The sequence below is a fragment of the Serratia sp. 25CWL12 genome (assembly GCF_055790885.1).
The window spans coordinates 3,378,741-3,393,306 of record NZ_CM147698.1 but is presented as its reverse complement, the minus strand read 5'-3'; the positions used below and the strand labels follow the sequence as shown (position 1 = coordinate 3,393,306).

At 49.9% G+C, this 14,566-nt stretch carries 10 protein-coding genes and 3 pseudogenes; 8 read left to right on the top strand and 5 right to left on the bottom strand.

The window, feature by feature from the left end; genetic code table 11:
- The first annotated feature begins 253 nt into the window (after positions 1-253).
- Complete coding sequence (gene ampE, locus ACX9GV_RS14635) at positions 254-1,108, top strand: beta-lactamase regulator AmpE (RefSeq protein WP_023489849.1); 855 nt, start codon at positions 254-256, stop codon at positions 1,106-1,108.
- A 62-nt stretch (positions 1,109-1,170) separates the two neighbouring features.
- Here ampE and hemL read toward each other — a convergent pair whose 3' ends face one another.
- Positions 1,171-2,460: a glutamate-1-semialdehyde 2,1-aminomutase gene (gene hemL / locus ACX9GV_RS14630; RefSeq protein ID WP_023489848.1), complete on the bottom strand. Its 1,290-nt coding sequence runs from the start codon at positions 2,458-2,460 to the stop codon at positions 1,171-1,173.
- A 432-nt stretch (positions 2,461-2,892) separates the two neighbouring features.
- Between hemL and erpA the strand changes: the two genes are divergently transcribed.
- Complete coding sequence (gene erpA / locus ACX9GV_RS14625) at positions 2,893-3,237, top strand: iron-sulfur cluster insertion protein ErpA (protein WP_023489847.1); 345 nt, start codon at positions 2,893-2,895, stop codon at positions 3,235-3,237.
- A gap of 189 nt (positions 3,238-3,426) precedes the next feature.
- On the opposite strand, the gene ACX9GV_RS14620 is transcribed toward erpA, so the two are convergent.
- Genes ACX9GV_RS14620 through mtnN form a run of 3 tightly spaced genes read right to left on the bottom strand, consistent with a single transcriptional unit; the run spans position 3,427 to position 5,562 of the window.
- The gene (locus ACX9GV_RS14620; RefSeq protein ID WP_473196005.1) at positions 3,427-4,053 is read right to left on the bottom strand and encodes a TRIC cation channel family protein; all 627 of its coding nucleotides are present in this window, start codon (positions 4,051-4,053) and stop codon (positions 3,427-3,429) included.
- Positions 4,053-4,859 carry a vitamin B12 ABC transporter substrate-binding protein BtuF gene (btuF, locus tag ACX9GV_RS14615; RefSeq protein ID WP_473198043.1) on the bottom strand — a complete coding sequence of 269 codons (807 nt, stop codon included), beginning with the start codon at positions 4,857-4,859 and terminating at the stop codon, positions 4,053-4,055. Before btuF ends, ACX9GV_RS14620 begins: the two co-directional genes overlap by 1 nt.
- Position 4,860: 1 nt before the next feature.
- The gene (gene mtnN, locus ACX9GV_RS14610) at positions 4,861-5,562 is read right to left on the bottom strand and encodes a 5'-methylthioadenosine/S-adenosylhomocysteine nucleosidase (RefSeq protein WP_473196004.1); all 702 of its coding nucleotides are present in this window, start codon (positions 5,560-5,562) and stop codon (positions 4,861-4,863) included.
- Positions 5,563-5,700: 138 nt separating this feature from the next.
- Here mtnN and dgt point away from each other — a divergent pair, with 138 nt between their 5' ends.
- Together dgt and degP are read left to right on the top strand one after the other, a co-directional pair.
- The gene (dgt, locus tag ACX9GV_RS14605) at positions 5,701-7,218 is read left to right on the top strand and encodes a dGTPase (protein WP_037385919.1); all 1,518 of its coding nucleotides are present in this window, start codon (positions 5,701-5,703) and stop codon (positions 7,216-7,218) included.
- Positions 7,219-7,356: 138 nt separating this feature from the next.
- The gene (gene degP, locus ACX9GV_RS14600) at positions 7,357-8,814 is read left to right on the top strand and encodes a serine endoprotease DegP (protein WP_473196003.1); all 1,458 of its coding nucleotides are present in this window, start codon (positions 7,357-7,359) and stop codon (positions 8,812-8,814) included.
- A gap of 75 nt (positions 8,815-8,889) precedes the next feature.
- Here degP and barA read toward each other — a convergent pair whose 3' ends face one another.
- Complete coding sequence (barA, locus tag ACX9GV_RS14595; RefSeq protein WP_473196002.1) at positions 8,890-11,628, bottom strand: two-component sensor histidine kinase BarA; 2,739 nt, start codon at positions 11,626-11,628, stop codon at positions 8,890-8,892.
- Positions 11,629-11,693: 65 nt separating this feature from the next.
- Between barA and ACX9GV_RS14590 the strand changes: the two genes are divergently transcribed.
- From ACX9GV_RS14590 to relA, 4 genes and pseudogenes are all read left to right on the top strand, one after another.
- Entirely contained in the window at positions 11,694-11,843 is a 150-nt protein-coding gene (locus tag ACX9GV_RS14590; RefSeq protein WP_160165622.1) for a TRAM domain-containing protein, read from the top strand.
- Positions 11,830-12,140, top strand: a pseudogene (gene rumA, locus ACX9GV_RS14585) (23S rRNA (uracil(1939)-C(5))-methyltransferase RlmD); the annotation flags it as partial. The gene ACX9GV_RS14590 and the pseudogene rumA, both read left to right, overlap by 14 nt.
- 3 nt (positions 12,141-12,143) lie before the next feature.
- Positions 12,144-12,212: pseudogene (locus ACX9GV_RS14580) on the top strand (23S rRNA methyltransferase); the annotation flags it as partial.
- A 9-nt stretch (positions 12,213-12,221) separates the two neighbouring features.
- Positions 12,222-14,455: pseudogene (gene relA, locus ACX9GV_RS14575) on the top strand (GTP diphosphokinase).
- Positions 14,456-14,566: the final 111 nt, after the last annotated feature.

Sequence of the window (14,566 nt, the reverse complement as noted above, 5' to 3'; positions counted from 1 at the left end):
AAGAAAAGCCCCGACATTGAACTGACCCCATAAATTTGGATGCTTTTGAGTTAAATCCCTTTAATATCAATTTATTAAATTCATTTTTCAGAATCATGCTACTCTGTTGTTAGAGTAAGTACCACAGCAAGCATTATACTCAAGTTCACTTGGGTGGCAGGTTGGCGTTAAGTGAAGAGGGTAATATAGGTATCCTCTGCTCGAAACTTGCAGAGTAATGAGAATTTAACCGAGACAAGGTGAGGATGAGCTGATGACGCTATTTACGCTATTACTGGTTTTGGCGTGGGAACGTCTATTTAAACAGGGTGAGCACTGGCAATTGGATCACTATCTTGACGTAGTGTTTCAGCGTCAGCATCGTTTCTCCTTGTTGCGGACGCTGGTGATGACCTTGGCCTGGATGGCTTTAGTATGGGCTATCTTATGGCTGTTACGGGGCCTGCTGTTTGGCGTCGTTTCATTACTGTTGTGGATAGCGATTGGCCTGTTGTGTGTGGGGGCCGGGGCGATACGTCAACATTATCGAGCCTATCTGCAGGCTGCGCAGCAAGGAGATAGCCATGCCAGTGATCAGATGGCGGAAGAGTTGTCACTGATTCATGGTTTGCCTGTGAATGGGAGCGTAGAAGAGCGCCTGCGTGAACTACAGAATGCCTTGTTATGGATTAACTACCGTTATTATCTGGCACCGCTGTTCTGGTTTGTGGTGTGCGGGCCTTATGGGCCAATCGCCTTGGCGGGATATGCATTTCTGCGGGCTTATCAAACCTGGTTGGCCCGCCATCATTCGCCACTGGAGCGTTCTCAGGCGGGGATAGAGTCCTTACTACATTGCCTGGATTGGATCCCGGTACGTCTGGCGGGGGTGGTTTATGCCTTGTTGGGGCACGGTGAAAAGGCATTGCCTGCGTGGTTTGCTTCGTTGTGGGACCGTCACACTTCACAGTATCAAGTATTGACGCGTTTGGCGCAGTTTTCACTGGCGCGCGAACCTCATACCGATCCCGTACAGACACCGCGTGCAGCCGTGTTGTTAGCGCGCAAGGTCACACTGTTTGTGGTGGTTGTGGTGGCGTTGCTGACAATTTACGGCGCATTGCTGTGAGGATTGGCAACAAGATCTTGTCAGCATGCAGAAATGACGGGCGCTATGCGCCCGTAAGAGGATTACAGTTTGGCGAAACAACGGCGAGCAGCATCGATGGTGCGCTGGATGTCTTCATCACTATGGGCAATAGACATAAACCCGGCTTCAAAGGCTGAGGGGGCCAGATAAACCCCTTCATCCAGCATCAGGTGGAAAAAGTGTTTAAAGCGCTCGACATCGCACTTCATCACATCCTGATAGCAGGTGACGCTTGGCGCATCGGTAAAGAACAGACCAAACATGCCCCCCACGTGATTGACAACTAATGGGATATTCTGATCTTTTGCTGCGTGCAACAGGCCTTCTGCCAACTTGGTGGTTAATTCGGTCAGTGTCTGGTGAACACCCACTTGTGCTACCTCGTTCAGGCAGGCGAAACCAGCGGCCATAGCAATCGGGTTACCCGACAATGTACCGGCCTGATACACCGGCCCTGTAGGGGCTAACGCCTCCATCACCTCTCGGCGGCCACCAAAAGCACCTACTGGCATTCCCCCACCAATAATCTTGCCCAGGCAGGTCAGGTCCGGTTCCACCTCATAGTAAGCTTGCGCCCCGGCGAGTGCGACACGGAAACCAGTCATCACCTCATCAATAATCAATAGTGCACCATATTGGTCACATAACGCGCGCAAACCGGGTAGAAACTCAGGCAACGGCGGAATACAGTTCATATTGCCAGCGACTGGTTCAACGATGATACAGGCAATCTCGGCCGGATATTGTTCAAATGCGCGACGTACAGAATCGAGGTCGTTATAGGTGCAGGTTAAGGTGTGCTTGGCAAAGTCTGCAGGTACACCTGGTGAATTGGGTTGACCCAAGGTTAACGCGCCGGATCCCGCTTTTACCAGCAGGCAGTCGGCGTGCCCATGGTAACAGCCTTCAAACTTGATGATTTTGTCACGGTGGGTATAGCCACGAGCCAGTCGGATGGCGCTCATGGTCGCTTCAGTGCCAGAGTTCACCATACGAACCATATCCATCGTTGGTACCAGATTGGTGACCAATTCCGCCATTTTGACTTCCATTTCCGTGGGTGCACCGAAGCTCAAGCCACGTTGTGCTGCTTCGATGACGGCGTTACGGATAGCGGGATGGTTGTGGCCTAATACCATTGGCCCCCAGGAACCGACATAATCGATATAAGCTTTACCGTCGACATCAAACAGATAAGCGCCATCAGCATGTGCGATAAACAGCGGGGTACCACCTACACCGGTGAATGCACGCACTGGGGAGTTAACTCCACCTGGGATTAACTGTTGCGCCTGGGCGTACAGACTTTCGGACTTACTGTGTAGGCTCATAAACAACTTGCTCCTGAGTTTATATTTGGATGATTTGACCCGGTTATTGTATAGAATAGTTGGCTTAGGTATGGGTACTATTTTTCACATCGATAATGAATAACGCATTATGTCTGAATTTCCGCTGCAATCTCCAGTAACAACGAAACCACGTTTGAGACGTTGTGACAAAGTTCGCCTGTTTATGCGTCAGGATAAAACCCCTGTTCTTATCATGGCGGCAAGGGCGGGGGACGATAGCTGGGGGAAACAGCGAGATAGAATGCGACAAATTAGTGAATACTTGAATGCAACACTCAGGTATTATACTCAGGTTTATCGAGTTGTAGCCGACAACCTTGACGCTTGAATGGCGACAGGTAGCGATAATTGAAGATATTGATCAGGTATCCTTGGCATCCCTGATGCAGAACATGGTTGGGAGTAAAGAGTATGAGCGATGAAGCAGCACTGCCCCTGAAATTTACTGAGGCAGCAGCAAATAAGGTAAAAGACCTGATTGCTGATGAAGAGAATCCAAACCTTAAGTTGCGGGTTTACATTACCGGTGGTGGTTGCAGTGGATTCCAGTATGGTTTCACCTTTGACGATAAGGTCAATGAAGGGGATGCCACGATTGAAATGCAAGGGGTTGAGTTGGTGGTTGACCCGATGAGTCTGCAATATCTGGTGGGTGGGGCAGTGGATTATACCGAGGGGCTGGAAGGTTCCCGCTTTGTCGTGGTTAATCCCAATGCTAAAACCACTTGTGGTTGTGGCTCCTCATTCAGTATTTGATGTTATGTTTGCTCTACAACACAACCCGAATGCTGGGGTTACGGTGGCGCCCCAGGGGTTTGCCCCCAGGTTCATTCAAGTTGCAGGCAACGATTTCGCAGCTTGAATGAACACCGGTAGGTCATCTATGGGGGCGTTCGCAGACCAACAGGTAACTGCAGGACTATTTCGATAACTACTGTTCGATAACTACTGTTCGAGAACAAATGCCGGTAATTTCAAATGCCAACGAATTGCTGCCAGGCGGATCCCCAGAGTAATCACCATACCTAGCATCATCGCCTGTTGCAGCGAGATCCCAAGGATATAGAACGTGGTGGCGTGCACTGTTCCGCCAATAATGCAGGCGGTGGCATAGACTTCTGTACGCAGGATCATTGGAATTTCACGTGCCAGCACATCGCGGATGATACCGCCACCAACGCCAGTGATAACGCCCATGCAGACAGCCACTAATGGCCCACTACCCGCATCGAAGGCTTTATTGACGCCAATGCCGACAAACACGGCCAGGCCGATGGCGTCCAGTACTGGCAGGATCCACTTAGGTAATCGGCGTGGCTGACGTACCAGTAGTAGCGTCAACACACAGGTGAGCATGGCCACTATCAGATCGGTAGGATCTTTTACCCAGAACACCGGGCCATTAGCTAATGCCATATCACGGATTGTTCCGCCGCCGATGGCCGTTACCACCCCCAGCACCAACACGCCAAAAGGATCCATCCGCAGCTTACCGGCCAGTAATACTCCCGAGATAGCGAACACCGCAGTGCCAAGAATATCTAACCATAACATCAGGTTATACCCTATCATCAGTGAATCTCCGCCAATTGACTACATAACGATTGCGCCGCCAATACGATGCGTGGTCCGGCGCGGCTAAACCAATCTTCATCTAACGCGATAACCGGCACGGCCAATTGTGGGGCCCAAAAAGCTTTCACATTGGCGATTTGCTGTGGGCTACCGCTAATGACGATGGCTTGTGGTTTTCTCACCAGTACCTGCTCACGGCTGATTTGTGGCCAAGGGACTCGGCTATCTGCAAAGATATTCTCTGCACCACATAAAGAGAGCACCTGACTTTGCAGTGTAGCCGCAGAACTGGTGAACAATGGCTGGGTACCGAATTGCAACAACACCCGAGGGGAAGGATTATTGGCATAGCGGGCTTTCAGTTCTGCGACTTGTTGGCGGATCTCTTGTGCTGCTTGATGGGCCAGCTGTGGATGAGGGCTGTATTGGGCCAGGGCATCTAGCGAGTGAGCGATGTCATCAATATTTTTTGCATCTGCATAGAAAATAGGGATGCCGAAAGCGGCGAATTGATCCAGTACCCGCTGGGGAGTACTGCCACGCCATGCCAGGATCAAGTCCGGCTTTAACGCCAACACCCGTTCCACATTGACCCCTTGCCAAGAAGCTACCTGTTCCAGTTTTTGGGCTTCTGGGGGGTAATCGGAATAGGCACTGACAGCCAGCAAGGTATCACCCATGCCCGCCGCATAAGCGAGTTCAGTGGTACTGGGTGCCAGGCTGATAACACGCTGAGCAGCATGAATGGGTAACACTGCCCAGCAAACCAGCCAGCATAACAGGATGGAGAAACGCGCTTTCACATTAATCACGTTTGCTCAGCGTTTGCAGCATGGCATTGACGATCAGCGAAGACTGTTTGGCTGCTACCAGCAGGAATTCGTCGAAGCTGATATGTGACTGCTGGTCAGCAACATCAGAAATAGCACGTACCACGACAAACGGTGTTGAGAACAAGTGGCAGACATGGGCGATAGCCGCTGCCTCCATCTCAACAGCGGCAACAGTTGGGAAATGTGCACGGATCCGCGCCAAAGGTTCGGCTCCGTTAATGAAAGCATCACCACTGCAAATCAAACCCCGCACGGCATGCAGATCGAGTTGTTCGATGCAGCTTTCAGCCAGGGCGATCAACGCCTCGTTGGCAATAAACGCCGCAGGGCAACAGGCCATTTGACCGGGTTGATAACCAAAGGCAGTCACATCGACATCGTGATAGCGTACCTCTTCAGAGACTACGATATCGCCTACGTTCAGTGTGGGGGCCAGGCCACCGGCGGAACCGGTATTGATGACGACGTCAGGTTTGCAGTGTTCCAGCAGTAAGGTGGTCCCCAATGCCGCAGCGACTTTACCAATGCCGGACTTGAGCAATGCCACGTCAACACCATTGATTTGACCGGTATAGATTTCACAACCTGCACGTTGAATCGTCTGGCGGTTAACAATCTGCTCGCGCAGTAATGCCACTTCTTGCTCCATTGCACCGATAATGCCTACTTTCATCACTCACTCTCACTGATAGGGTATGGAAATTGTGCCATAGTTTATCATGGCTCGCAGCGAGAGATAATCGGCAATAACGTTGCATCTGCAGCGGGGAATTGTTATCACAGTAGGAATGTGCAACGGTAGGGGAAACAGATGTCGGTGATCGATTTTAAACAGAAGATCAGCTTTCAACGGCCATTCAGCAAACGAATTGAAGCCGAAGAGGAGTATGATATTGTCCGACAGTTTGAGAGCGATCGCGGGCGTATTGTTAACTCGGCAGCGATCCGTCGTTTGCAGCAGAAAACCCAAGTATTTCCATTGGAGCGTAATGCAGCAGTGCGTAGTCGTCTCACGCACTCAATGGAGGTTCAACAGGTCGGGCGGCATATTGCCAAAGAGATCCTGAACCGCTTCAAGCAGGAACAGCGTATTGATACGTTGGGCCTGAGTAAGTTACTTGATCCTTTTGAAAGTATTGTCGAGATGGCGTGTCTGATGCATGACATCGGCAACCCTCCCTTTGGTCATTTCGGTGAATCGGCGATTAAAGACTGGTTCCACCAGCGTCTCGATCCGGCTAATTGCGGTAGTGAGCCAAGTAGCCATGACCGCTGCCAAGTTGACATTTTGCGTCTGCGTGCCGGGGAGAGCGACCTGAACCGCTTGCGCAGCCGTATTCGTCAAGACCTCAGCCACTTTGAAGGGAATGCGCAGGCAATTCGCTTGGTGCATACACTGCTGAAACTGAATTTGACCTATGCCCAAGTGGGCTGCATTTTAAAATATACTCGCCCCGCCTATTGGTCAGATGAAATTCCGGCCAGTCACCATTATCTGATGAAAAAACCGGGTTTTTATCTGGCGGAAGAGAGCTTTGTCGAACGCTTGCGGCGTGAATTGAATATGGGCGAATTTGATCGTTTCCCACTGACCTATATTATGGAGGCCGCTGATGATATTTCTTATTGTGTGGCCGACTTGGAAGATGCTGTTGAGAAAAAAATATTTACTGTTGAGCAGCTTTATCAACATTTAGTGAAAGAGTGGGGAGATATTACGCCTGGGGATCTGTTTGATAAAACCGTTGCTAGCGCGTTTGGAAAAATTGAATCTAGTGGCGCACGTCGCAGTTCGGAAGACCAGTTTTTCATGTACCTACGGGTATTTACCGTGGCCAGGTTAGTTCCCCACGCGGCACAGCGTTTTATTGATAATCTGGATGCGGTATATCATGGCCGATTTAACGGTGCGCTGTTAGAGGATGACAGTCCAGCCTGTAAATTGCTTCAGGTTTTTAAAAACGTCGCATTTAAGAAGGTGTTCAATCACCCAGAGGTGGAGCAGCTCGAGTTACAGGGGTATCGGGTAATCAATGGATTACTGGATATTTACAGTCCATTGCTGGCGATGTCCCAAGCGGATTTTAGTCAGTTGGTACGCGAAGATAGCCATCGCGCATTCCCTATTGAAACGCGGTTATATCATAAGCTCTCTACTAAACATCGATTAGCTTACGTGGAGGCAGTTAGCGGTTTACAGCATCTTTCCGCCGAGCAATTGACAGTGAGAGAATATTATTATCGAGCACGTTTATTACAGGATTATATTAGTGGTATGACTGATCTGTATGCTTATGATGAATATCGTCGTTTAATGGCTGCTGAGTAATATTTCGAGTTTTGTAAAGACGGAGAATATTTGTTTACTATTGGCTGATGACGGTATTGGAACTTCGGCTTATTTACAGGCTCTTACTAAGCATCCAGACCACCGTATTTAATTAAACGACTTTTAAGAGATATACAGATGAAAAAGACAGCATTGGTTTTAAGCGCCTTGGCTTTCAGTGTGGGTATGGCTTTAGGGCCAGTGGTGACCAGCGCGACTGCAGCAGAAAGTGCTGCTGCATCTACTGCTACTGCCCAGCAATTACCCAGTTTAGCCCCCATGTTGGAAAAAGTGATGCCTTCTGTGGTGAGCATCAATGTTGAAGGCAGCACCACGGTGAATAGACAGAGAATGCCTCAACAGTTCCAGCAATTCTTTGGTGATAATTCGCCATTCTGCCAAGAGGGTTCACCTTTCCAAGCATCACCCATGTGCCAAGGGGCGGGTGGTCAAGGTGGGCAGGGCGGAGCTGATGATCAAGGTATCAAAGAACCCTTCAAGTCTCTCGGTTCTGGCGTCATTATTGATGCCGCTAAAGGTTATGTGGTGACCAACAACCATGTGGTAGACAATGCCACTAAAATTCAGGTGCAGTTGAGTGATGGCCGTCGCTTCGAAGCTAAAGTGATTGGTAAGGATCCTCGTTCAGATATCGCGCTGATCCAATTGAAAGAGGCCAAAAATCTGACCGCCATCAAGATGGCAGATTCTGAGCAATTGCGTGTGGGTGACTATACCGTCGCGATTGGTAATCCTTATGGCTTGGGGGAAACCGCAACCTCAGGGATAGTGTCAGCTCTGGGGCGTAGTGGTTTGAATATCGAAAATTACGAGAACTTTATCCAGACCGATGCGGCAATCAACCGGGGTAACTCCGGTGGGGCACTGGTGAATCTGAATGGCGAACTGATCGGGATCAATACCGCGATCCTGGCACCGGATGGCGGTAATATCGGTATCGGTTTTGCTATTCCCAGCAATATGGTGAAAAACCTGACGGCGCAAATGGTGGAATACGGCCAGGTGAAACGCGGTGAGCTAGGTATTATGGGCACTGAACTGAACTCCGATCTGGCTCAGGCGATGAAAGTGGATGCTCAGCGCGGTGCATTTATCAGCCAGGTAGTGCCAAAGTCTTCTGCTGATAAAGCGGGTGTTAAAGCCGGTGACGTCATTGTCAGCATGAATGGTAAAGCCATTTCCAGCTTTGCTTCGTTCCGAGCTGAGATCGGTAGTCTGCCGATTGGCACCAAGATGTCCTTAGGCCTTATCCGTGACGGTAAACTACTGAATATCGAGTTGACGCTGGAGCAGGGGAGTCATTCACAAGTTGATTCCAGTAATATTTATACCGGTATCGAAGGCGCGGAATTAAGTAACAATTCTGGCAAAGAAAAAGGGGTGAAAGTAGACAATGTAAAAGCTGGCAGTGCTGCAGCACGCATTGGCCTGAAAAAAGGTGACCTGATCCTCGGGGTAAACCAACAAGCCGTTGAAAACCTGGGTGAGCTGCGCAAAATTATCGACAGCAAACCTTCGGTATTGGCGCTGAACATCCAACGTGGTGACACGAAGCTGTATTTGTTGATGCAGTAAGATTTTCTGTTCTATACCCCAGCCACTGGTTTTCCCCAGTGGCTGGTTTTTTGCATCATAACCCCAGTTTTTGCATCATGACCCCAATTGGAAACTCGCCTCAGTTTTCACCAGTTCGATCTCATCCAGCAGTTCTAACCATTCCGGCTCAAGATCGTGGCTGTCAACCCCTTGGCGTAGCTGTTGTTCAAGATAGAAACAGAGCTGTTTCAGACGTGGGACACCGCTATAACTGCAACTACCGTGCAACTTGTGGATCAGATCGAGAATGCCTTCGTCTGATTGTCCATCCAATAGGCCTTTCACCCGTTCACTGACCTGTGGTAGAAACTCAATCAACATTTGCAGCAAGTCACGAGCGAGATCGTCTTTATTGGCGGCCTGGCGCAATGCTAATGACCAATCCAAGGCCAGAGCAGCGTCAGATGGGCTACGGGATTTTAACGGTTCGGGTTCGACTTTGGCGTTGAGATAACGTGAAAGCACTCGTGTCAGCATGGCTTCATCAATGGGTTTTGCCAGATAGTCATCCATTCCGGCTTGTAACAGGTGTTGGCGTTCACCACTGACTGCGTGGGCCGTTACCGCCACGATGGGGGTCGAGTTGTGATGCGGCATTTTGTGGATCAGCTCGCTGGCTTGGATACCATCAATGTTAGGCATCTGAATATCCATCAGGATCATATCCAGAACATTCTCACGTGCTAATGCGATAGCTTCCTCCCCGCTTTCGCACAGGAACGTTTTTTCCACTTGCTCTTGCAACAGGGTGCCAATCAGTTTCAGGTTGGCCGGGTTATCATCCACCGCCATGACGGTCAGTGGTAGGCGCTTACGTTCTGTCGTCAGTGTACTTGAGCGCTGAGGGGGCTCCAGACGTAGTAATGGGTACAAACGGCTGCTACTGATGGGTTTGGTTAGGCAGCCAATCGCCCCCAGTTTTTTCATCTCCTCGGCGTCGATTTGCGATTGGCTCGGTAAAGCCAGGATCACGCGGTCGGCAATCGTCAACGCCTCTTCTAACTTTTCACGATGATGGGTGATATTTTCTCGGTAAGGAATGGGGACACCTACCAGCATGAAATCATAGGAATCTCTTGGTAACTGGCTGAGTGTAGGAGAATGCGTCACCAGCAAATGGGTGGCGCTTAACATATTCAGCGTCGCCTGTGCTGCAACAGGGTTAGCTTCGATGTAGGCCAGTGTTTTACCCCGCAGATCGGGTAGGCTTGGCGGCAATGACAACATGCCTTCATTGAGATCCAGCGTAATATGGAACCAGAAGGTGGATCCACGGTTTAACTGGCTGTGAAAACAGATGTCTCCTCCCATCTCTTTCACCAGTTTCTGGGTGATCACCAGACCTAACCCAGTCCCCCCATGGCGGCGAGAAATACTGGCATCCGCTTGGCGGAAGGCTTGGAACAGTTGCGACTGCTGGCGTTCGGAAATCCCGATGCCAGTATCGTGGATCTGTATTTCCAATTCTACCTGTCGTTCCAACTGGTTACGTTGTTCCACACGGATATCGATATTGCCGGTTTCAGTAAACTTCACTGCGTTACCCAACAAATTGGTGACGATCTGCTGTAGGCGCAATGCATCACCAATCACTTGCTCAGGAACATCATTTTGTACATCCAGCGTCAGTTCCAGCCCTTTTTCATGGGCACTTGGGGCGAGCAAAACGACCACTTCGTCTAGGGTTTCGCGCAGCGAGAATGGAATATGTTCCAGTACCAGCTTACCGGCCTCCAGTTTGGAGAAGTCCAACACATCATTAATGATAGACAACAGGTTATTGGCCGAACGCTCAATGGTTTGTAAATAATCTGTCTGGGTGGTGTTGAGTTCGGTTTTTAGCATCTGGCGAGTAAAACCGATAACACCATTGAGTGGGGTTCTCAGTTCATGGGACATATTTGCCAGGAACTCAGATTTGATACGTGCTGCTTCTTGGGCGCGCTTTTTCGCCAAATCCAGTTCAACGTTCTGGATCTCCATCTGCTCAAGGGTTTCACGCAGATCGGATGTCGCCTGATCAATATTTTGCTGCATCTCTTCATGGTAAGCGGTCAGCGACATCGCCATGGAATTGATACCGTTTTTCAGCATCTGCAGTTCACCGAGCATAGAGCCTTCTACTCGGCTATCCAATTGCCCACGACGGATGCGGTCAACGGTGTTAACCATATTGCGGATAGGCGCTGTCACGCCCTGTACTAAACGGTAAGCAAACAAAATGGCGATGCACATGCACGACAAGAGTAATAATGTTGCAACGAAAATCTCTTTGTACTGTTGCAAACGTACCGATTGTAAATCGATCTCGATGGCCACATAGCCGAGATTGTTATCATGAGGCGTTTCGTTGTTGGTACTTTCATCTGAGTATTGATTTTCAGACAAGATAGGGGTGCGCAAAATCAACGAGTCCCCTCTTCGCGTCAGCATCAATTCAGAAGGAATGGCGACTTCTTTCGGTAACTGCAATTGCGTGTAATTAGAGTGGGAATTAGAGGTGGCAAACAGATTGTTATGGGCATCAAAGACGGCAATTGAACGTACAATATCCGAATGGCGGCGATGCAGCAGGCTAACCAGTTGTTTGACCGATTCTCGACTGGGGTAGGTCATGCCGTATTCACTGGCGACCGCCAGAGGCCCAATAATACTGCTACCCGCATCAATAAGCTGCTTCTGCAACTCGTTGTTGCGATGCACAACAAAGAAGGTGCTGAGCAGTGAACCGATCAATAATGTCGGTGCCAGGATCAGGATCATCATGCGCGCGCGTAAGCTGTATTTGGTCATGGGATTCCAATTTGGGAGAATCAGATAGCTAATCCTAACAATGAACCAGCATTCGATCGACAACTATGGCTCAATTCTACTCTTCCAAACGCCGTGTGACGACCCGAGCAACAACACAATTATTAACCGTAACGGTGACTGAGCTTGATTCATTTGGCAAAGGGGTGGCTCGTTACCAAGGTAAAACCGTCTTTGTGATCGGTGGTAGGGGTTGAAGGTGTTGCCACACTGGTTGCTAATGGGCAATATAACGCCCATAAGAATTTACTGATGAATGTGTCATTTTCCATGAGGATCTGGAGGGGGTTGTCGTACAGCAACCTTGGGCAGTTCAAGGGTTTGATAAGGTGATGCTGGATCCTGCCCGCGCTGGCGCTGCCGGTGTGATGTCACATATTGTAAAATTGGCACCAGAACGTGTGGTTTACGTTTCCTGTAATCCATCGACACTGGCTTGTGATAGCAAAGTGTTACTGGCCGCCGATTACCATCTGGTTCGTGTGCGGATGTGATACATGTTTCCACATACGGGGCATCTTGAATCCATGGCGCTGTTTATCAAGGCGTCAGGAGCGCTAAAGTAGGGGATAGTTATGGTTGCGGTAAGAAGTGCACATCTGAATACGGCGGGGGAGTTTGCGCTTGATGATTGGATAGCTAGCTTAAAGCTTCCCAGCCTGCAGTCATGTGAGCGGTTAGCCACAACCTGGAATTATTGTGAGCAACAGACCCAAAGCCACGGAGATAGGCTGTTATTGCTGGGGCGAGGTCTGGAAATGGTGGAGATCCTCTCCACCCTCAGTATGGATAACGACAGTATGCGCGCCGCGCTCCTGTTCCCGCTGGTGGATGCCGGTATTTTGCCGGAAGCGACGCTGACTGAAGAGTTCGGTTCTGATATCACCTCGTTGGTTCACGGCGTGCGTGATATGGATGCCATCCGGCAACTGAAAGCGACACAGAACGATTCGTTGGGCTCAGAACAGCTCGACAACGTGCGCCGTATGCTGCTGGCGATGGTAGAAGATTTCCGTTGTGTGGTGATCAAGCTGGCTGAGCGGATCGCTCACTTGCGCGAAGTGAAAGATGCTCCTGAAGATGAGCGGGTGCTGGCAGCTAAAGAGTGTTTCAATATTTATGCGCCATTAGCCAATCGTCTCGGTATTGGTCAATTAAAATGGGAATTGGAAGATTTCTGCTTTCGTTACCTGCATCCTGACGAATATAAACGTATTGCTACGCTGTTACATGAACGCCGTATTGATCGTGAGCAGTATATCGATGACTTTGTCGCTTTACTGCGTACTGAGATGAATCAGGAAGGGATCAAGGCAGAGATCTATGGCCGCCCGAAACACATTTATAGCATCTGGCGCAAGATGCAGAAAAAGTCGCTGGCGTTCGATGAGTTATTCGATGTGCGTGCCGTGCGGGTGGTGGTAGAACGCTTGCAGGATTGCTATGCCGCATTGGGTATTGTGCATACGCACTTTCGTCACCTGCCAGATGAGTTTGACGATTATGTCGCCAACCCGAAACCGAACGGCTATCAGTCGATTCATACTGTGGTTTTTGGGCCGCGAGGCAGGACGCTGGAGATCCAGATCCGTACCCGTCAAATGCATGAAGATGCTGAACTGGGTGTTGCTGCGCACTGGAAATATAAAGAAGGCGCGGTGGCGACAATACGTTCGGGTTATGAAGAGCGTATTGCCTGGCTACGTAAACTGATTGCCTGGCAAGAAGAGATGGCTGATTCTGGCGAAATGCTCGACGAAGTTCGCAGCCAGGTTTTTGATGACCGCGTCTATGTGTTTACCCCTAAAGGTGACGTGATAGATCTTCCCACCGGTTCCACGCCCCTCGATTTTGCCTACCACATCCATAGCGATGTCGGCCACCGTTGCATTGGTGCCAAAATTGGTGGTCGTATCGTGCCCTTTACCTATCAGTTGCAAATGGGCGATCAGGTCGAAGTGATCACTCAGAAGCAGCCGAATCCTAGCCGAGACTGGTTGAACCCGAACCTGGGTTATATTACCACCAGCCGTGGGCGTTCGAAGATCCACAACTGGTTCCGCAAACAGGATCGCGATAAAAATATCCTGGCCGGGCGGCAGATGCTGGACAATGAGCTGGAGCATCTGGGCATCAGCCTGCGGGAAGCTGAAAAGCTGTTGATACCACGTTATAACGTTAACTCGCTGGATGAAGTGTTGGCGGGGATCGGCGGTGGTGATATTCGTCTTAATCAGATGATCAACTTCCTGCAAAATAAGCTTAACCAACCCAGTGCTGAAGAGCAGGATCGCCAGGCATTGCAGCAGTTGACCCAACATAAAGCACCTGGGGCTGGGGTTCGTAGTAAAGATAACGGGCGCGTGGTGGTTGAAGGCGTCGGTAATCTGATGCACCACATCGCCCGCTGCTGTCAACCGATCCCGGGTGATGACATCGTTGGCTTTATCACTCAGGGTCGGGGGATCTCGATCCACCGTTCCGACTGTGATCAACTGGCCGAGCTCAGGTCTCACGCGCCAGAGCGTATTGTTGATGCGGTCTGGGGGAAAGCTATTCCAGCGGTTATTCGCTGGTAGTGCGGGTGTTGGCCAATGATCGCAGTGGCTTGCTACGGGATATCACCACCATCCTGGCTAACGAAAAAGTTAATGTATTGGGTGTTGCCAGCCGTAGCGATACGAAAAAGCAGTTGGCGACAATCGATATGGACATTGAAATCTACAATCAGCAAGTGCTGGGGCGTGTATTGGCCAAGCTCAATCAATTACCTGATGTGATAGATGCCAAGCGCCTGCATGGCAAGTAAGTGCGTTTGGTTTCGTCATTCAAGCGGCTTGGGGCAGAATTTATCCGTTCCCTTTGGTGCTTGGTTTGCCCTGCGTTTGGGGCGTGTTGTGCCTATTTTTGCTGAGATATT